At 64.9% G+C, this 19557-nt stretch carries 19 protein-coding genes; 7 read left to right on the top strand and 12 right to left on the bottom strand.

Annotation, left to right across the window (positions count from 1 at the left end):
* Window positions 1-8: 8 nt before the first annotated feature.
* Window positions 9-890 (bottom strand): DMT family transporter, encoded by an 882-nt coding sequence (locus OVY48_RS13000; RefSeq protein ID WP_313923136.1) that lies wholly within the window; start codon window positions 888-890, stop codon window positions 9-11.
* 71 nt (window positions 891-961) lie between these two features.
* Between OVY48_RS13000 and OVY48_RS12995 the strand changes: the two genes are divergently transcribed.
* Complete coding sequence (locus tag OVY48_RS12995) at window positions 962-2056, top strand: alkene reductase (RefSeq protein ID WP_313923135.1); 1095 nt, start codon at window positions 962-964, stop codon at window positions 2054-2056.
* 65 nt (window positions 2057-2121) lie between these two features.
* Here the strand turns inward: OVY48_RS12995 and ribH are convergent, their stop codons facing one another.
* From ribH to OVY48_RS12950, 9 genes are all read right to left on the bottom strand, one after another.
* The gene (gene ribH / locus OVY48_RS12990; protein ID WP_313923134.1) at window positions 2122-2544 is read right to left on the bottom strand and encodes a 6,7-dimethyl-8-ribityllumazine synthase; all 423 of its coding nucleotides are present in this window, start codon (window positions 2542-2544) and stop codon (window positions 2122-2124) included.
* A gap of 10 nt (window positions 2545-2554) precedes the next feature.
* Window positions 2555-3835, bottom strand: coding sequence for a 3,4-dihydroxy-2-butanone-4-phosphate synthase (ribB, locus tag OVY48_RS12985; RefSeq protein WP_313923133.1), 1281 nt, complete (start codon window positions 3833-3835; stop codon window positions 2555-2557).
* A 70-nt stretch (window positions 3836-3905) separates the two neighbouring features.
* Window positions 3906-4520: a riboflavin synthase gene (locus OVY48_RS12980; RefSeq protein WP_313923132.1), complete on the bottom strand. Its 615-nt coding sequence runs from the start codon at window positions 4518-4520 to the stop codon at window positions 3906-3908.
* Window positions 4521-4558: 38 nt separating this feature from the next.
* Window positions 4559-5548 carry a bifunctional diaminohydroxyphosphoribosylaminopyrimidine deaminase/5-amino-6-(5-phosphoribosylamino)uracil reductase RibD gene (ribD, locus tag OVY48_RS12975; RefSeq protein ID WP_313923131.1) on the bottom strand — a complete coding sequence of 330 codons (990 nt, stop codon included), beginning with the start codon at window positions 5546-5548 and terminating at the stop codon, window positions 4559-4561.
* Window positions 5549-5556: 8 nt separating this feature from the next.
* Complete coding sequence (locus OVY48_RS12970; protein ID WP_313923130.1) at window positions 5557-6000, bottom strand: hypothetical protein; 444 nt, start codon at window positions 5998-6000, stop codon at window positions 5557-5559.
* 106 nt (window positions 6001-6106) lie between these two features.
* A complete protein-coding gene (locus OVY48_RS12965; RefSeq protein WP_313923129.1) occupies window positions 6107-6820 on the bottom strand; it encodes a TonB family protein in 714 nt (237 codons plus the stop codon).
* Between the two features lie 117 nt (window positions 6821-6937).
* Window positions 6938-8203, bottom strand: a complete 1266-nt coding sequence (locus tag OVY48_RS12960) for a DUF445 domain-containing protein (protein WP_313923128.1) — start codon at window positions 8201-8203, stop codon at window positions 6938-6940.
* Window positions 8204-8258: 55 nt separating this feature from the next.
* Window positions 8259-11414, bottom strand: coding sequence for an efflux RND transporter permease subunit (locus tag OVY48_RS12955; protein ID WP_313923127.1), 3156 nt, complete (start codon window positions 11412-11414; stop codon window positions 8259-8261).
* Window positions 11415-11493: 79 nt separating this feature from the next.
* Window positions 11494-12663: an efflux RND transporter periplasmic adaptor subunit gene (locus tag OVY48_RS12950; protein ID WP_313923126.1), complete on the bottom strand. Its 1170-nt coding sequence runs from the start codon at window positions 12661-12663 to the stop codon at window positions 11494-11496.
* 226 nt (window positions 12664-12889) lie between these two features.
* Here OVY48_RS12950 and OVY48_RS12945 point away from each other — a divergent pair, with 226 nt between their 5' ends.
* A complete protein-coding gene (locus tag OVY48_RS12945) occupies window positions 12890-13138 on the top strand; it encodes a GlsB/YeaQ/YmgE family stress response membrane protein (protein ID WP_037476498.1) in 249 nt (82 codons plus the stop codon).
* 82 nt (window positions 13139-13220) lie between these two features.
* Here the strand turns inward: OVY48_RS12945 and OVY48_RS12940 are convergent, their stop codons facing one another.
* Together OVY48_RS12940 and OVY48_RS12935 are read right to left on the bottom strand one after the other, a co-directional pair.
* Complete coding sequence (locus OVY48_RS12940; protein ID WP_313923125.1) at window positions 13221-13475, bottom strand: GlsB/YeaQ/YmgE family stress response membrane protein; 255 nt, start codon at window positions 13473-13475, stop codon at window positions 13221-13223.
* A 209-nt stretch (window positions 13476-13684) separates the two neighbouring features.
* Window positions 13685-13984 (bottom strand): DUF1153 domain-containing protein, encoded by a 300-nt coding sequence (locus OVY48_RS12935; protein WP_037476500.1) that lies wholly within the window; start codon window positions 13982-13984, stop codon window positions 13685-13687.
* Window positions 13985-14517: 533 nt separating this feature from the next.
* On the opposite strand from OVY48_RS12935, the gene mnmA reads away from it, so the two are divergent.
* The 5 genes from mnmA to thiL all read left to right on the top strand — a co-directional run bounded on the left by mnmA (window position 14518) and on the right by thiL (window position 19512).
* Window positions 14518-15624 carry a tRNA 2-thiouridine(34) synthase MnmA gene (gene mnmA / locus OVY48_RS12930; RefSeq protein ID WP_313923124.1) on the top strand — a complete coding sequence of 369 codons (1107 nt, stop codon included), beginning with the start codon at window positions 14518-14520 and terminating at the stop codon, window positions 15622-15624.
* Between the two features lie 227 nt (window positions 15625-15851).
* On the top strand, window positions 15852-16514 hold the full coding sequence (gene hisG / locus OVY48_RS12925) for an ATP phosphoribosyltransferase (protein WP_313923123.1): 663 nt from the start codon (window positions 15852-15854) through the stop codon (window positions 16512-16514).
* A gap of 165 nt (window positions 16515-16679) precedes the next feature.
* Window positions 16680-17969, top strand: coding sequence for a histidinol dehydrogenase (hisD, locus tag OVY48_RS12920; protein WP_313923122.1), 1290 nt, complete (start codon window positions 16680-16682; stop codon window positions 17967-17969).
* A 21-nt stretch (window positions 17970-17990) separates the two neighbouring features.
* The gene (nusB, locus tag OVY48_RS12915; protein ID WP_313923121.1) at window positions 17991-18437 is read left to right on the top strand and encodes a transcription antitermination factor NusB; all 447 of its coding nucleotides are present in this window, start codon (window positions 17991-17993) and stop codon (window positions 18435-18437) included.
* 160 nt (window positions 18438-18597) lie between these two features.
* Entirely contained in the window at window positions 18598-19512 is a 915-nt protein-coding gene (gene thiL, locus OVY48_RS12910) for a thiamine-phosphate kinase (RefSeq protein WP_313923120.1), read from the top strand.
* Window positions 19513-19557: the final 45 nt, after the last annotated feature.

Raw genomic sequence — 19557 nt, 5'->3', positions numbered from 1 at the left:
ACCGCAATCTAGGAGCGGGTGGGCAGTCGCACAAGCACCAGCGCCACCCCAACCGCAACCGTTCCGACCATGTCGGTGATGCTGAGCCATTCGCCGAACATCAGCCAGCCCAGTAGCACCGAGACGGCGGGTTGCAGCAACAGGCTCAACCCCAAGATCAGCGGCGAAAACCAGCCGATCGCATAGGTAAGCAGCCCCTGCCCGATCAACTGGCTCGACATGGCCAGGATCAGCAGCGGGCTCCAGTTGCCGGGCATGATCCGCTCGCCCAGCCACAGCGCGCAGAGCAGCAGGGTCGGCGCGCTGGCGACGCTCGATACCGCCAGCACCGACCAACTGTCGAGGCGGCCCCGCGCACGCTGGATGATCAGGATATAGGCGGTGTAGAGGATGCCCGCGAGCAGGCAGAGCAGATCGCCGCGCAGGTTGACCGGCGACAGGTCATAGCTGCCCCCCATCAATATCAGCGCGCCCGCGCCCGCCAGCAGCAGCGCGATCGCCTGGATCCGCGTCGGCCGCTGACGCAGCACCAGCAGCGCCCAGGCGGGGAGCAGCAACGCGCTCATATTGCCGAAGAGCGTCGCATTGGCGACCTTGGTATGAATGATGCCCAGATGCCAGGCCGCAAGGTCGCCCGCAAACACCACGCCCGCCAGCAGCATCACGCCCCATTCGCGCCGCGTGGGCGGGGTACGGGTGAGCCGCGGGATCGCCAGCAGCAGCAGGACGGGTAACGCCAGCGTCAACCGCCAGAAGGCCGCCGCAACTGGCCCGACATCGGCCAGCCGCACCAGGACCGGGCCGAGCGACAACATGATGTTGGCCAGGATCAGCGCCGGAAAGGCCAGGCGCGGTATGTCCATCGGGGGTGCGGGGGTTGAACTGGGCATCGCGGCTCCCTAGCTGGCTTTGGCGCCCAAGTCCCGTTGCAAATTGCAACTTTGAAAGTTCGGGAGATTCCATGACCAGCCTGTTCGACCCTATCCAGATCGGCACGATCGACGCGCCCAACCGCATCCTGATGGCGCCGCTGACGCGTGGCCGCGCCACCCGCGACCATGTGCCCACCCCGATCATGGTGGACTATTATCGCCAGCGCGCAGGCGCGGGCCTGATCATCAGCGAGGCGACCGGCGTTTCGCGCCAGGGTCTTGGCTGGCCCTATGCGCCCGGCCTCTGGTCCGACGAGCAGGTCACCGCCTGGCAGCCCGTGACGCAGGCCGTGCATGACGCAGGCGGGCGCATCATCGCCCAGTTATGGCATATGGGGCGGCAGGTTCATTCGAGCGTCACTGGCGAACAGCCGGTATCGTCCAGCGCCACGGCGACGGCGGGCGACGCGCATACATATGAAGGCAAGGCACCGTTCGAAACCGCCCGGCCGCTGGCCGTGGAGGAAATTCCCGCGCTGATCGAAACCTATGTCCGGGCTGCGCATAATGCGATTCGCGCCGGGTTCGACGGCGTGCAGATCCATGCCGCCAATGGCTATCTGATCGACCAGTTCCTGCGCGACAATGCCAATTTCCGCGACGATGATTATGGTGGCAGCGTCGAAAACCGCGTCCGCCTGCTGCGTGAAGTCACCCAAGCGGTGGTCGATGCGATCGGGGCGGACAAGGTTTCGGTGCGCCTGTCACCCAATGGCGACAGCCAGGGCGTGGACGATAGCGATCCTGCGACACTATTCGCCCATGCCGCCGATGTGCTGAACGCGATCGGCATCGCCTCGCTCGAACTGCGCGAACCGGGTCCGAACGGCACCTTCGGCGCGACCGAGGTGCCGCGCCAGTCGCCGCTGATCCGCCAGCATTTCAAGGGGCCGCTGATCCTGAACAGCGATTATGACAAGGCGCGCGCGCAGGCCGATCTCGACAGCGGCCTTGCCGATGCGATCAGCTTTGGCCGTCCTTTCATGGCCAACCCCGATCTGGTCGAGCGTCTGCGCGACGATGCGCCGCTGACCCCGCCACAGCCTATGACGACCTGGTATGGTCCGGGCGAGGCTGGCTATACCGACTACCCGACGCTGGAGGCGGTCGCTCCCACCGCCTGATCGGGTCGATAGTCGGCCGGACCGTCTCCCCCTCCGGCCGACTATCATATTTTTATAGCGCGAATTTAGATCGCGAACTTCTGGCGCAGGCCGAGCATGGCGATCGCCGCCTTGGCGGCCTCGCCGCCCTTGTCCTTTTCCGTCATCTTGGCGCGGGTCAGGGCCTGCGCCTCATTTTCGACCGTCAATATGCCGTTGCCGATCGGGATACCGTCCATCGACAAGGCCATAAGGCCGCGCGCGCTTTCGTTCGACACCACTTCGAAATGATAGGTTTCGCCACGGATCACCACGCCGATGGCGATGAAGCCGTCATAGCGCCCGGTTTCCGCCGCCAGCGCCACTGCGCCTGGAATCTCCAGCGCGCCCGGCACGGTCACCACCTCATATTTATGCCCCTCCTCATCGAGCGCGGCGGTCGCCCCCTCGATCAGCAGGTCGTTGAGATAGTCGTAGAAGCGCGCTTCGACGATCAGGAATTTGGCCATGATAAATCCTTTACAGCTCGATCGGACGTTGCCCAACCACGGCCAGGTCATAGCCGTCAAGCGCGATCAGGCTATGATTGCTGTTGGTCAGCAGGATCATGTCATGCACCCCAAGTTCGGCCAATATCTGCGCGCCCGCACCATAGTTGCGCAGTTCGTCCATGTCGCCCTGCGCGATGCCGGCATGATGTTGCAACATGCGGGTCAGCATGTCCGGTTCGTCGCCGCGCAGCACCACGATGATGCCTGCGCCTTCTTCGCCGATGATTTTCATCGAGCGGGCCAGCATTCCCGCGCGTGGCCCCTGCTGTCCGAACGTGTCGGTCAGCGGCGAAAACTGGTGCATCCGTACCAGCGTCGGCTGATCGGGCGTCACATGCCCCTTCTGAAGGGCCAGCTGTTCGGTCTGCGTCGCCTTGTTATAAAAGCTGATCGCCTTCCAGTCGCCGCCCCATTGGCTCTCAAAGGTCGTTTCCGCACGGCGTTCGACGATATGGTCATGACGGCGGCGATAGGCGATGAGGTCGCGGATCGTGCCGATCTTCATCTTGTGCTTCTGGGCGAAGGGAATGAGGTCATCCAGGCGCGCCATGGTGCCATCGTCCTTCATCACTTCGCAGATGACGCCCGATGGGTTCAGGCCCGCCAGACGGGCGACGTCCACGGCCGCTTCGGTATGGCCGGTGCGGACCAGCACGCCGCCATCCTTGGCCACCAGCGGAAAGACATGGCCCGGCGTCACGATGTCTGCCTTGCCCTTCGACCCGTCGATCGCGACCGATACGGTGCGCGCGCGGTCGGCCGCGCTGATGCCGGTGGTCACGCCTTCGCGCGCCTCGATCGATACGGTGAAGGCAGTTTCGTGGCGGGTGCCATTGTTGCGGCTCATGAGGCCGAGGCCCAGTTCCTCGACCCGCGCCTTGGTCAGCGCCAGGCAGATGAGGCCGCGGCCATGGGTGGCCATGAAATTGATCGCGTCGGGCGTTGCCATTTGCGCGGGAATGACCAGGTCGCCCTCATTTTCGCGATCCTCGTCATCGACCAGGATGAACATGCGGCCATTGCGGGCTTCGTTGATGATCTCTTCCGGCGAGGCGAGCGCGGTGCCGCCCTCGCGCTTCAACAAATAGGCTTCCAGCTTGCCCAACGTGTCGGCGGTCGGATTCCAGTCGCCCTCGCCCAGCTTGCGCAGGGAATTGGCGTGCAGACCAGCGGCGCGCGCCAGGCCGGAACGGGACATGCCGCCGTCTGTGACGAGGCGGCGAACGGTATCGAGAAGTGCGGACGACATGAAAACGACTCCTGCCCGGAAAGGACTGGAGCCGTATATCACATTGCAATGTGATAATTACAAGCCGCAATCACATTGCACGATTGCGAAGGCTCATCATCCGGTCGAGATAGCGCGCCAGCACGTCGATCTCCAGATTGAAGGCGCGCCCTTCCGGCAGCGCATTGAGCGTGGTGGCCGCAGCGGTGTGGGGGATGATGTTGAGGCCGAAATGGACGCTGCCATCGGCCTGGTCCTCGACACTGTTCACGGTCAGCGAAATGCCGTCGAGCGTGATCGATCCCTTGGCCGCAAGCGCCGTTGCCAAAGAGGCAGGCGCGGCGATGATCAGACGCACCGAATCGCCTTCGGGTGTGGCCGACACCAGATGCCCGACGCCGTCCACATGGCCCGTGACGATATGCCCGCCCAGTTCGTCACCGACCTTGAGCGCGCGTTCGAGGTTGAGGCGCGCGCCTTCGTTCCACAGACCGGGCGCGGTGCGCGCTACCGTTTCGGCCGACAGGTCGACCGCGAACCAGTCCGCACCCTTTTCCACCACCGTCAGGCACGCGCCCGAACAGGCGATCGACGCGCCGATCGCCACGCCGTCCATCGCATAGCCGCTACCGATGACCAGCCGCAGGTCGCCGCGCTGCTCCGCGCTGCGGATGGTGCCGATGTCGGTGATGATGCCGGTGAACATGCGTCCTGATCCATCTGTTGAGGCCTGTGCCTCGGCCTCTAAGCGCTCCGAACCGCCTCGTAAACCTCAAGTCCGTCGGCCCCCAACCGCCGCTCGTCGATCAGCCGCCAGCGGCCATGCGCCTCGCTCAAGTCGGTCAGTCCGATGTCGCCGATGCCAGCAAAGCCATTGCCGATGAGGATCGGCGCGCGATAGAGCAGCAGCCGATCGACCAGGTCCGCGCGCAAAAAGGCCGCCGCCGTCGCCGCGCCGCCCTCGACCAACAGATGATCGACCCGGTCGAGCGTCGCTATCTCTTCCGGGCTGCCGATCCGTTCCCAGCCGTCGGGCGCTTCGCCCCGACTCAGCAGAATGCGGCGCGGGCTGCGGTTTTCCAGCCCGGCGATCCGCACATCGAGCCGCGGTGCATCGGCCCGCAGCGTGCCGCCGCCGACCAAAATCGCGTCATGCCGCGCGCGTTCCATATGCGCGTGGGCGCGGGCTTGCGGTCCGGTGATCCAGCGGCTGGCGCCATCGGCCAGTGCGATTTGCCCGTCGAGCGAGAGGCCGAGCTTGAGCGTGACATGCGGCCGCCCCAGCGTCTGGCCCAAAACGAACCCCGCCATGGCGCGGGCGGCATCCTCTGCCATCAGGCCCATCTCGACCGCGATGCCCCGTTCGCGCAGCCAGGCCGCCCCCTGCCCGTCGGTGCGCGGATCGGGATCGCGCAGCGCGATCACCACGCGCGCCACGCCGGCGCGTGCCAGCAGGTCAGCGCAGCGCGGGCCGCGCGGGGACAGATGAAAACAGGGTTCCAGCGTCACATAACAGCAAGCGCCATGCGCCCGGTCGAGCGCCTGTTCCAGCGCCTGCGCCTCGGCATGGGGTCGCCCGCCCTTTTGCGTCCAGCCACGCCCCACGACCCGGCCGTCCCGCACGATGATGCAGCCGACATTGGGATTGGGGGTGGAAAGCCCGCGTCCGCGCCGCGACAGCGCGATGGCGGCGGCCATGAAGCGCCGGTCGGTGGCCGGGTCGGCTATCGGCATCGATGCGCTCAGGGCTGTTGCGCCCCTTCGGCCTGCTTGGCCTTGGCGAGTCGTTCGTCCAGCATTGCGTTGATCCGCGTCAGCGCTTCCTTGCGCTTGGCGCTGTTGCGCTCGGCGTCCTCGCGCCATTCGATCCCGACCATGTCGGCGACCTTCTGCATGTCCTTCTGGCTGCGCGAGAGCGCCACTTCATAGCGGGCGATGTCCATCTTCTGCTGCAGGATCACGGCCGCGTCGGATCGGTTGGCGTCCCAGCTTTTGACATAGATGATCTTGTTGCGCGTCGGCATCGTATTGGTGTTGCCATCGACGATGAACGCCCAGATGATGACATAGGTGATCGCAGCCGACAGGCCCAGCAACGGCCATTTATGGGGCCGGCTTTCGCGAAAATAACCCCACAGATCATTGGCTGCTCTTTTGGGGGAAACGGGACGGGGAAAAATCGCCATATCGTCCATATAGGCCAGCCTGCGCCAGGATGCAAAAGGGTCCGTCGCAGCTGGCGCAAATGGATAAGGTCCGCCCTGCCCAACGGACAGGGCGGAAGCCGTAGGCTTACCGGTCAGTCAACGTGAACCGCACGGTCAATATTTTGGTCGTCGCCACCGCCACGCCATCGCGGGTCGCGGGGCGGAACCGCCATTTGCGCAGCGCGTGCCGTTCCGTCGCACGCCAGAAACTCTCGTCGCTGGCAGCAATGCGGGCAATGTCGGTCACGCGGCCTTGCGCGTTGATCGTCACCCGCACGGTCACGCTGCCTTCCATCCCTTGCCGGATCATCGCGCCGGGATAGTCGGGCTGGAATGCGGACAGCGCGCGCGGATCGATCGCCGCTTCCACCATCACCGGCTCGCGTGGCGGGTCGGCGGGCGGCAGGACGATGGTGGGGCCGGGGTCGATGCCCTCGCCCGACGCGGTGCTGCCGGTCAGGACGGAATCGCCTCCGCTCGACGGCACGATCGGATCGACTGTGGTCGGGCGCTGCTCTGTCGGTCGGGTCGGTATCCGCTCCGTGGTCGTCGGCTCGGTCTGTTCGGACGGGGGCGGATCAAGCAGCGGAACGTTGGTGGTGATCAGCGGCGGCGGCGTGAACACCTCGTCGATCATCTCCTGCGGGATCATCAGCCAGACGCCGATTGCCAACACATGAACCGCAATTGCGCCACCGATGCCGAACGGCGACCCCTTGCCGCCCTGGTAGCCTGATGGCGCCGCTACTCCCGCCTCTGTCCGTTGGTTGCCCGTCGCTTGAATCGCCAATTTGCGCATCGCTCGACTCCTCTCCACACCGCCCGCCTTTGGACGGATCATGACATGTTACATCATACTTCTATGATATGTTGCAACATCATTTTATCGAGTCACTGGAAAGGTTGTCGAGGAGGGTTAAAGCGCCACGTCAATGGCATGCAGGATCAGCCCAACGAGGCCACCGACCAGTGTGCCGTTGATGCGGATATATTGCAGGTCTCGGCCGACCGCGCCTTCCAGCCGGTTGGTAATGGTGCCCGCATCCCAGCCGCGCACCGTGTCGCTGACCAGCCGCACGATCGCATCGCCATAGGTCGCGGTCGCGCCCACCGCTGCACGCCGCACGAAGCGGTTGATAACCAGCCGCAGCCGCGCATCCTCCTGCAAGGTGCCGCCCAATTGGCGCAGCGCTTCGCCCAGCCGCCCGGCCATCGCCCTGCCGGGATCACGCACCGCGCGCAACAGGCCGCCGCGCGCCTGTTCCCACAGCCCGTCGATCCAGCGCTGCATGGCGGGATTGTCGAGTATCTCGTCGCGGATCTTCGCCGCCTTGGCCTGTGTTTCCAGGTCGAATTGCAGGTCGAAGGCCAGTTTCGCCATGCCCTCCTCCGCTTTCAGGCGCAACTCATGACCGGGATCAGCGGCCATTTCGGCGAGCATCCGGCGCAGGCCGTCGATGATCGCATTGGCCAGATTTTCGTCCAGCCCGGTCCAGCGCAGCACTTTGCCCGCCTTGTCATGCACCATCTGGCGGATCAGATGGTCATTGGCTTCCAGCGTTTTATCAGCCCAGTGGATGATGCCGTCCATGACCGGGGTGTGGCGACCATCCCGCATCGCCGCCTCGATCGCCTGGCCGATCAGCGGGCCGACATTTATGCCGCGCAGTCGCTGGCCGATCGCGCCCTTGACCATGCCGCCCAGCCGTTCCTGGTCCAGCGCTTCGAGCATATCGGCGATCAGGCGCGACGCACCGGCGCGCAGCCGCCCGTCACCCGCCGAGGGACTGGCGAGGAAGCGGCCTGTCGCCGACGCCACGTCCATCGTCCGCATCCGTCGTGCGACGACGGCGGGCGTGAGAAAATTGTCGCGCAGGAAGACCGCCAGCGTCTCGCCGATCCGGTCCTTGTTGCGCGGGATGATCGCGGTGTGGGGGATGGGCAGGCCGAGCGGATGGCGAAACAGCGCGGTGACTGCGAACCAGTCGGCCAGGCCGCCCACCATCGCGGCTTCGGCAAAGGCCTGCACGAAACCGATGGCGGGATGGATATGGACAGTGGCCCGCGCCGCGATGAATATCGCCGCCATGACCAGCAGCATCGCGGTAGCGAAGATCCGCATGCGCCATGCGGGATTGGGCAGGGTGTCACCGGTCGACCGGGAGGCGCGGAGCAATGTCATGGCTGCTTAACGGTTACGCCGCCGTTTCGTTCAGGCAAAGCCCTAATCCATCCGGCTATTCCGCAGGCAGGGCGACTCCCTTGTCATCGCCCGGCTTGTAGGTCAGCAGCCCCCGGCCAAGGCGCGGCCCGACCCAGCTTTCGAGCGCGACGGCCAGGCTGAAGGTCGCGGGCACGATCACCAGCGTCAGCACGGTCGACAGCAACAAGCCGCCGATCACAGTGATGCCCATCGGCGCGCGCCAGGCGCCATCGCCCGACAGCGACAGCGCGGTCGGCACCATGCCCGCCACCATCGCCACCGTCGTCATGACGATCGGCTGGGCGCGCTTATGCCCGGCGTCCACGATCGCCTCGAACTTGGGCACGCCCTTGTCCATTTCCTCCAGCGCGAAGTCGATGACGAGGATCGAGTTTTTGGCGACGATGCCCAGCAGCATCAGCAGGCCGATGAACACCGGCATCGACAGGGGCTGTCCTGCGACATGCAGGGCAAGCGCCCCGCCCAGCGGCGCGAGCAATAGCGAGCCGAGATTGACGAAGGGCGGCATGATCCGCTTGTAGAGCAGCGTCAGCACCGCCAGCACGAGCAGGATGCCCGACGCTACGGCGATGGCAAAATTGACCAGCATTTCCGCCTGCCACTTGGCATCGCCGGCGTCGATCTTTTGCACGCCCTGGATACGGCCTTCGTTGATCGCCTTCATCAGCGGCAGGGCGTTGATCTTCTTGGTCGCCTCACTGGTCACGACGCCCGGTGCCATGTCGGCCCCGACGACGATGCGACGGATCTGGTTATAGCGGCGGATCTGCGTCGGCCCCGCGCCGAAGGTGATGTCGGCCACCACCTTGAGCGGCACCGATCCGCCATTGACGGTGGGCACGGGCATATTTTCGATCGTGCCGAGATCCTTGCGGCTATCCTCCGCAATCGCCACGCGGATCGGAATCTGGCGATCGGCCAGCGAGAATTTCGCGCTATTCTGATCGATGTCGCCGATCGTCGCGATACGGATCGACTGGCTGAGTGCAGCCGTGGTCACGCCCAGGCTGGCCGCCAGGTCGAGCCGGGGCTTGATGATGATCTCAGGCCGCTGCATGTCGCCCTGGACGCGCGGCGCGCGCAATTCGGGGATGCGGGCCATTTCCGCGACCAACTGGTTTGCGACCTGCTCCAGTTTCACGGGATCGTCGGACCCGAACATCATGATGATGTCGCGGCCAAAGCCGCCGCCCGACTGCGACTGGAAATTCACCCGTGCGTCGGCGATCGTCTGGAACTTGGGCGCAATCTTGCGCTCCCATTCGACCGACGTCATCGGCCGGTCCTTCTTGAGCGTCAGGAAGATGTCGGCATTGGTGGTTTCGATATCGGCAAAGGCGGCATCGACCACCTTCGTATCGGCCGCCAGCATGTCGGCGACCTTGCGGGTAATCGCCGTCGTCTGCGCCAGAGTGCTGCCCGGTACGGTTTCGATCTTCACCTGGCTGAAATCGGTGTTGGTCGTGGGCTGGAAGGTCATGGGCAGCGTCGCGAAGGCGATGATGGTCGCGATGAAGGCCAGCGCGCCAAAGCCGACGGTCCACATCCGATGATCCAGGAAAATCGCGGTGAACCGCCGCCAGCCACCGCGCGCGCGGTGCGCGATGGCCCGGCGCTCGTCGAGCGACCAGCGCAGCACGCTCATATAGCGGTCCATCAGCCAGCCTTCGCCATGGCTTGCCTCGCCATGGGCTTTGAGGAAATAGGCCGCGATCATCGGCGTGATCAGGCGCGCGACAGCCAGGCTCATCAGCACCGCGACCACGACGGTCATGCCGAACTGAATGAAGAACTGCCCCGAAATACCCGGCATCAAGGCAACCGGCAGGAACACCGCGACGATCGCCATGGTGGTCGCCAACACGGCAAGGCCGATCTCGTCGGCCGCATCGATCGACGCCTGATAGGCGCTTTTGCCCATGCGCATATGGCGCACGATATTCTCGATCTCCACGATCGCGTCATCGACCAGCACGCCCGCAACCAGGCTGAGCGCCAGCAGCGAGATGCCGTTGAGCGTGAAGCCCATCATGTCCATGAACCAGAAGGTCGGGATCGCCGAGAGCGGGATCGCCAAAGCGGATATCATCGTCGCGCGCCAATCGCGCAGGAACAGGAAGACGATGACGACCGCCAGCACCGCGCCCTCGATCATCGCGGCCATGGCCGAATGATATTGGTCCTTGGTGTAATCGACGCTGGTATAGAGCTGCTTGTAGGCAACCTTGGGGTTTTCCTTGCGCAGCTTGTCCAGTTCGACCATCGCGTCGTCATAGACGGTGACGTCTGACGCGCCCTTGGCCTTTTCCAGGCTGAAACTGGTGACCTGCCGCCCGTTCATCAGCGCCAGGTTGCGCTGTTCGGCATACATGTCGCGCACGTCGGCAATGTCGGCCAGCTTGACGGTGCGGCCGCCGGTGATCGCGATCTGGGTCGCGCCCAGGTCACGCGCATTGCGGGCATTGCCCAGCACGCGGATCGATTGTTCGGCCCCGGCGATTTCGGTGCGGCCGCCCGCCGCGTTCAGATTGACCTGGTTCAGCTGCTGGTTGACCTGTGCAGCCGTGATGCCGAACGCCTGCAATTTGGCGGGGTCCAGGATGACGCGGATTTCCCGGCTGACGCCGCCGCCGCGATTGACTGCCGCCATGCCGCTGACCGACAACAGCCGCTTGGCGACCGTATTGTCGACATACCAGGACAGTTCCTCCAGCGTCATGTCGGTCGCTTCGGCGCTGAAATAGGCGATCGGCCCGCCATCAATGTCGATGCGGGTAACCTGTGGTTCCAATATGCCGTCGGGCAGGTCGCTGCGGATCTGGTCCACCGCATTCTTCACGTCGTTGACGGCGCGATCGACGGGCGTGCCGATCTGGAACTGGACGTTGGTCAGCGACTGGCCTTCGGAGGCGAAGGAGGTGATTTCGTCGACGCCGCTGATGCCGCGGACCGCCGCCTCGATCCGCTGGGTGACCTGCGTTTCCAACTCGGTCGGGGCAGCGCCCGGCTGGCTGACAACCACGCTGACCGCCGGGAAGCTGATGTCGGGATTATTGTTGACGTCCATCCGCGTGAAACTGACGATCCCCGCCAGCAACAGGGCGGCGAACATCACCAATGGCGTCACCGGGTTGCGGATCGCCCAAGCGGATATATTGCGAAAACTCATGACGGGCTTTCCCTCGCCGGACGGATCGCCGTCCCTTCCAAATCCATCCAGCGCAGGCCGCGACGCGGCCCCGCCAGCCCTAACTGCCCTTGATCGCTTCCGGCTTGACCTTCTGCCCCGGTGTCAGGAAGGCGCCGGCCGATGTCACGATCTTTTCCGTGCCCGTGATGCCGCTGGTTACCGCGACGCCCGCATCGGACACCTGGCCAACGGTCACGTCACGCCGCTCGACCATATTCTTGGCATTGATGACATAGACATAATTGCCCTTGGGATCGCTCTGTACCGCCGATTCCGGCAGCAGCGGCGCGGTCCCCGATCCGCTGGTGATCGTCACCGCGGCAAAACCGCCGGGCCGGATCGCAGGATTATAAGGAATGGCGACGCGGGCAATGCCCTGCCGCGCGGTCGGATCGACCACAGGGGACACCTGCCACACCCGTCCGGCGAACTGATCCTTGCCGCCGATCGGCGTCACCACCGCACTGTTACCGGGGCGCAGCGTCGCAAGGTCGCCCTCGGCCACCTGCGCCTGCAATTCCATCTCGCCATCCTTGGCCATGCGGAACAGCACGCCGCTGCCCGAACCGACGATCTGGCCCGGTTCGACCGCACGGGTCAGGATCAGGCCCTTGGCGGGCGCACGAATGTCGAGGCGTCCGGTGCGGGCGCGCTGTTCGGCCAATTGTGCGACTGCGACATTGACGCGCGCTTGCGCCGCATCCCGTGTCGCCGTGCGTTGATCGATGTCGGCCGCGCTGATGAACCCGCGCCCGACCAGCGCCTTGGCGCGATCGAGCTGCGCCTGCGCCAGTTTCGCATCGGCGCGCGCCACTTCGACTTGGGCCGCGAGCGAGCGGACCTGTTCGACCTGGACCGAACGTTCGATGATGGCGAGCGGCTGGCCTGCGCGCACCCAATCGCCCGGCTGTACCAGCACGCGGCTGACCATGCCGCCCTCGCCGATCACGCCAACCGGCATTTCGACGCGCGCGGCGAGCGATCCTGTTGCCGTGACGGTGCGGGCGACGGTCGATTGGCCGGGACTTGTTACCGTTACCACCGGCACCTGCGCGCTTGGCGCAGGCGCAGCTGCATCGCCGCCGCGCATGGACATCCATATCGCCACCGCAATCAGTATCAGCGCGACCACGCCGCCCACGATCAACAGCTTCTTGCGTCCGTTGCGTGAGTCGTCGTCGCCAAGGACAACCGTCGAGTCGCGCAAGACCTGGGTTTCGTAATTCATGCCGATTCCATCTTTCCGGCCTTCGCCATCCAGCGACTGTGTTATATGAATATAGCACCTGCCTCAACCCCCAATATCACGGGGTCGGGCGCGAGGGCAAAGCGATAATGTATCGGCACGGGACGGTGGATCGCGGATGTCGGTTCGTTACGCCTGCTTAGCATATTGCCAAGCGAACCGGACTGTGGCGCTATATCGACGCGGGGTACGGGGAGAGGAGCGCGCCATGGACTTGTTGGGATGGATCGTCATCGGCCTGCTGGCCGGGGCACTTGCGAAGCTGATCATGCCGGGGCGCGACCCCGGCGGCTGCATCGTGACGATGTTGCTGGGCATCGCCGGGGCGCTGCTGGCCGGCTTCATGGGCAGGCTGGCGGGCCTTTATGCGCCGGGACAAAGCGCCGGCTTCATCGCCGCCGTGCTGGGCGCGATCGCCATATTGATCGTGTATCGTTTCTTGGCGGCCAAGCGATAGCCGCAGCACCCGCAGTCATGAAAAAAGGGCCGCGCTTCGGATGAAGCGCAGCCCTTTTGATCGGAAGGTCGGGTTGGGCGCGTTAGCGCACCGAACCGCGACGGACCAGGTTGATGATCGCCAGCAGAATGATCGCACCGACCAGCGACACGAGGAAGCTGTAGAGCGTCACACCGTCGTTGATCGAACCGCCGCTGAAAATCATACCGCCGATGAAAGCGCCGACGATGCCGACGACGATGTTCAGCAGGATGCCCTGCTGCGCGTCAGTGCGCATGACCATGCTGGCCAGCCAGCCAACGACGCCACCGATGATAAGCCACAGAATGATGCCCATGATAATCTCCTTGAACCACGCCCCCTGCGGGTTGGGTAATCATTGAACGGGGGACAGAGCATCTCGTTCCATCGCACAAAAATGATTCCGCCCCTGCAACCATCGCGGCTTTGCGTCGTTAGGACGCGCCCGCAACGGGATGCAAAAAGGGCTGCCGAAGCGATGCTCCGACGGCCCCTGCCAATCCCGTCACGCCAGCTGGCGCGAATTCAATATTTCTGCTGCCGCTCATAGAGAGACTTATAATATTGGATGCGCGTGACGCGCAGCCCGTGCATGCCCGACCGGTCGACGGCGCGCTGCCAGCCGGCAAATTCCTCCAGCGTCAGATTATAGCGCGCGCACGCTTCATCGACGGTCAGCAGGCCGCCATTGACGGCCGCGACCACCTCGGCCTTGCGCCGCACCACCCATCGCGTCGTATCCGCAGGCGGCAGGCTATCCAGCGTCAGGGGTTCTCCGAGCGGCCCGACGACCTGGGCAGGCCTGATTTTCTGGTTCTCGATCATTCTTAACCCTCAACTTGCGGCATTTGGTGTTGCAAAATCCAACAGCGTTATCCTTTTTGCGCTTCAGCCCTGAACATCGACTAAAGCGCCACGGTAAACGCCATCTTCATCTTCCTTGCCCCCCAGCTAGACGGCTCGCGACGAGTGGATTGAAACTTCCCGCGAGACGAACGGCCTCGATCATGCCGCCGGAACGTGGCGCAAACACTGCCGCCAGTTCCTGAACCCAGTCTTCCTCTTCGCCCTGCCCCCGCAGGACGCCCGCAACCGCCTGCGCCGTAGGACTGGCCGCCTGTGCAGCCGCGCAAGCGGCTCGCAGGAACGGCCAGACCGGCATGCGCGGTCGGTCGAGGGCTCTGGCATGGACGGGCTTAAGCCCGCTTGCCCGAAGGAAACTAAGGTCCATGCCCTCTTTCTAGGTGGCAATGGATAAGGGTCCGTAAACTCGAACCAACGCTTCGTCGCATAGCGGGGCGGGCTATCGCATCACTCGCCACTGGCATGGCAGCCGCGTGGAGCGTATAGGCGCGGCCATGCAGCCAGAATTTCAGCTAGCCCAGCCGCTCGACGCGCGGCGCATCGTCGTTGCCATGTCCGGCGGCGTGGATTCCTCCGTCGTTGCTGCGCTGGCCGCGAAAACGGGCGCGGAAGTCATTGGCGTGACACTGCAACTTTATGATCATGGCGCGGCGGTAGGACGAACGGGTAGTTGCTGCGCGGGCCAAGACATACGCGACGCGCGCGCTGTCGCCGACCGCATCGGCATCGCCCATTATGTGTTCGATTATGAAAGCCGCTTTCGCGAGTCGGTGATCGCCGACTTTGCCGACGAATATATGGCCGGGCGCACCCCCATCCCTTGCGTGAAGTGCAACATGGGGGTGAAGTTCACCGATCTGTTCCAGATCGCACGCGATCTGGGCGCCGATTGCCTCGCCACCGGCCATTATGTCCGCCGGGTGGAAGGGCCAAACGGCGCGGAACTGCACCGCGCCGCCGACCCGGCGCGCGACCAGAGCTATTTCCTCTTCGCCACGACACAGGCGCAGCTCGACTATCTGCGCTTTCCGCTCGGCGGATTGCCCAAGCCGATGGTCCGCGAAATCGCCGCGGAACTCGGGTTGGCGGTGGCATTGAAGCCCGACAGTCAGGACATCTGCTTCGTGCCCGACGGCGATTATGCCAAGATCGTGCGCAAGCTGCGCCCCGATGCGGATGAGGGTGGCGACATCGTCCATATCGATGGCCGGGTGCTGGGTCGGCACAAAGGCATGATCCATTACACCGTGGGCCAGCGTAAGGGGCTGGAGATTGGCGGCCAGCCCGACCCGCTCTACGTCATCCGCCTGGATGCGGCGGCCAAGCGCGTGATCGTGGGGCCAAAGGCAGCCCTGGCGGTATCGGGCGCGACATTGAGCGACATCAACTGGCTGGGTCGTGATTTTGCCGGGCCGCTGACCGCCAAGGTACGATCGATGGCGAAACCCGTGCCCGCGCGGCTGGTGGACGGGCAATTGCAGTTTGACGCCCCGGAATATGGCGTCGCGCCGGGCCAGGCGGCGGTGCTCTATGACGGCGACCATGTGCTGGGCGGCGGCTGGATCGCGAGCACGCAGAGTGCGATGGTGGAGGCTCTATAACCCTCTCCCTTGAGGGAGAGGGATGCGTAGACTTGGCAGCTTGCTGCCTTAGTCGTAGCTGGGTGAGGGTGTACCGCCCTAACGATAGCGCACCGCCACCCTCATCCAACTCCGCCTAACCTCACTCCGTTCGGTAAGGCTCCATATCCTTCTCCCTCAAGGGAGAAGGAGTATGCCCCCCCCAAATCCTTGCCCTGTCCCCCGCGCCCGGCTAAGGCCCGCGCGTCATGACTCGCACCCTCACCTTCGCCATTCCCAAGGGCCGCATCCTCGATGAAGCGCTGCCCTTGCTCGCCAAAGCCGGTATCGCGCCGGAGGCGGAGTTTCATGACAAGAAAAGCCGGGCGCTGCGCTTTGCAACCAATCGCCCCGACGTGTCGATCATCCGCGTGCGCGCGTTCGACGTCGCCACGTTCGTCGCCCATGGCGCGGCGCAGATCGGCATCGTCGGATCGGACGTGGTGGAAGAGTTCGACTATTCCGAACTTTACGCGCCGGTGGACCTCGACATCGGCCATTGCCGCCTGTCGGTCGCCCAGCCCGCCGACGCTGCCGACGAAGATGAAGCGGCGATCAGCCATGTCCGCGTCGCGACCAAATATCCGCACCTGACGCGCAAATATTATGAAGCGCGCGGGCTGCAGGCGGAATGTGTGAAGCTCAATGGCGCGATGGAACTGGCGCCTTCGCTGGGGTTATCGCGCCGCATCGTCGATCTCGTCTCGTCAGGTGCGACGCTGAAGGCCAATGGACTGGTTGAAACCGATATCATCATGCCGATCTCCGCCCGCCTGATCGTCAACCGTGCGGCCTTCAAGATGCGCTCGGCGGAATTGGCGCCGATGGTCGAGGCGTTTCGTCGCGCCGTAGGGGTGCGGGATGCGGCTTGAACAAAATATAATCCTCCCCGGCACGGGGAGGTGGCAGGGCGAAGCCCTGACGGAGGGGGCGGGCGACCGGACCAAAGCGCCGATGCATGGGCGAGGGGCAATCCCCCTCCACCACTTGCTTCGCAAGCGGTCCCCCTCCCCGTGCCGGGGAGGATTTTACTTATCATGACCCAACGCCTTACCACCACCTCGCCCGACTTCGCCGCCGCCTTCACCACTTTGGTCGATGCGCGCCGCGAGGCTGATGAAGATGTCTCGCGCGATGTCACCGCGATCCTCAAAGCCGTGCGCACAGGGGGCGATGCGGCGCTGGCGGACTATACGCAGCGCTTCGACCGGCACGACCTGAATGTCAGCGGCTGGGCCGTGACGCAGGCCGAATGCCGCGCCGCGCTCGACGGCATTTCCACCACCCTGCGCGACGCGCTCGAACTCGCGGCCGCGCGCATCACCACCTATCATGAAAAGCAGCGCCCCGTGGACAGCGATGGCGTGGACAGCGCGGGTGTGCGCCTGGGCGCGCGTTGGAGCGCAGTGGATGCGGCGGGCCTATACGTTCCCGGCGGTCGCGCCGCCTATCCCAGCTCGCTGCTGATGAATGTCATTCCTGCCAAGGTCGCGGGCGTCAGCCGCATCGCGATGGTGACGCCGACGCCGAATGGCGAGATCAACCCGCTGGTGCTGGCCGCCGCCCAGATTGCGGGGATCGAGGAAATCTGGCGCGTCGGCGGGGCGCAGGCCGTCGCCGCACTCGCCTATGGCACCGACCGGATCGCACCGGTGGATGTCATCACCGGCCCCGGCAATGCCTGGGTCGCCGAAGCCAAGCGCCAGTTATACGGCGTGGTCGGCATCGACATGGTAGCCGGCCCATCGGAAATCCTGGTCGTCGCCGACGCCAAGAATGATCCCGACTGGATCGCCGCCGACCTGCTCAGCCAGTCCGAACATGACCCTACCAGCCAGTCGATCCTCTTCACCGACGATGCCGCCTTTGCCGATGCGGTCGAGCAAGCCGTGCAGCGCCGCCTGCCGCTACTCTCGACTCAGGCCGTCGCGACCACAAGCTGGGAAGCCAATGGCGCGATCATCGTCGTGCGCGATTTCGAAGAGGCGATGCCGCTGGTTAACCGGCTGGCTGCCGAACATCTCGAACTGGCGGTGGACGATCCTGACGCGCTGTTCGCCAAGGTGCGCCATGCTGGTTCGGTGTTCCTTGGCCGGATGACGCCCGAAGCGGTCGGCGATTATGTCGCCGGGCCGAACCACGTCCTGCCCACCGGCCGCCGTGCGCGCTTCTCATCGGGCCTGTCCGTGCTCGACTTCATGAAGCGCACCAGCTTCCTGAGCCTCGATGCCGCCGCGATCGGCGCGATCGGCCCGGCGGCGGTTGCGCTGGCGGAGGCGGAAGGCTTGCCCGCCCATGCCGCATCCGTGGCGTTGCGCCTGAAGTAACACAGGCGTAGGGGGCATCCGATGAACGAACGATCCAAATCCCGCTCCGCCGCGCGCCTTGCCGCGGTCCAAGCGCTCTACCAGCTCGAAATGGAGGGCACGCCGCTCCACATCCTGCTGCATGAATTTCACACCCACCGCCTCGGCGCGACGATCGAGGATGTGACCTATGCCCCGGCCGAACAATCGTTTTTCGACGATGTCGTGTCCGGTGTGGACAAGCGTCGCGACGAGATCGACGCACTGATCGCCGCCCGCCTGTCGAGCGGCTGGAGCCTTTACCGGCTCGACAAGCCGATGCGCCAGATATTGCGCGCAGGCACCTATGAACTGCTCGCCCGCGCCGATGTCGGCACCGGCACGGTCATCAGCGAATATGTCGATGTCGCCCACGCATTTTACGACAAGCGCGAATCGGGCTTCGTCAACGGCCTGCTTGATGGCGTGGCCAAGGATGTGCGGGCGTAAGCACCGCCCTCCGTTCGTTTCGAGCGAAGTCGAGAAACCTGCGCGCGGCGTTTCTCGACGTAGTTTATCCAGAGCGCCTGCCGCAGGCGGGCAGTCGAAGGGCTCGAAACGAACGGAGGAAAGCATTTCGGATTGGTGGTGAGAAGGTTAGACTCCCGCCATGTCCGCCGAATCCCGCTTCCTCACCCTGCTGCGCCTGTTGGCGAATGATCCCGCCGCGCAAGGGTTGATGGATGATGTCGCGATCCTGCCGGTTGGCGACACCCGCCTGATCCTGACCAGCGACACGATGGTCGAGGGCGTCCATTACCTCCCCACCGATCCGCCCGCCGATATCGGCTGGAAACTCGCGGCGGTGAACCTGTCCGACCTGGCGGCGAAGGGCGCGCGGCCGGTCGGCTGCCTGCTCAACTATGCGCTGTCGGGCGACGAAGCATGGGACGCAGCCTTTATCGCGGGGCTGGGCGAAGCGCTCGATCGTCATGCCATGCCGCTGCTCGGCGGCGATACTGTCGCCATGCCGCCCGCCAGCGCGCGGAGCTACAGCCTCACCGCCATCGGGGAGGCAACCGGCCCCATCCCGACGCGCAACGGCGCCCAGCCGGGCGACATCCTCTATGTCACCGGCCCAGTCGGCGAAGCGGGCATTGGCCTCGACCTCGCCCGTACCGATCCGGCCGCGTCCGGCCCGCTGGTCGATGCCTATCGCCGCCCGCGCCCGCGCCTGGCCGAAGGCGCGCTGCTCGCCCCCCACGCCAGCGCCATGATGGACCTGTCGGACGGGCTGTTGATCGACGCCCAGCGCATGGGCCAGGCCAGCGGTGTCGCGATCACCATCGACCATATTCCCCTTTCCCCGGCGCTGGAAAAGGCGCGCGGGGCTAGCACCGCCGTCCAGATCGCCGCCGCGCGCGCGGGCGATGATTATGAACTGCTCTTCACCCTGCCGCGTGGGCTGGCTCCCCCCGTGAGGGCCATTCCGGTCGGGCGTATCAGCGCGGGCGCGGGCCTCACCCTGATGATCGACGGTGCCATCGTGCCGCTGCCCGACCGGCTCGGCTGGGAGCATGGATAGGCTGAGAAGGTCCGTTCGTTTCGAGCCCTTCGACTGCCCGCCTGC

The sequence above is a fragment of the Sphingobium sp. SA2 genome (assembly GCF_032227065.1).
Taxonomy (GTDB): Bacteria; Pseudomonadota; Alphaproteobacteria; order Sphingomonadales; family Sphingomonadaceae; genus Sphingobium.
Note: the sequence above shows the minus strand (reverse complement) of the source record. Positions and strands in the feature narration are given on the sequence as shown.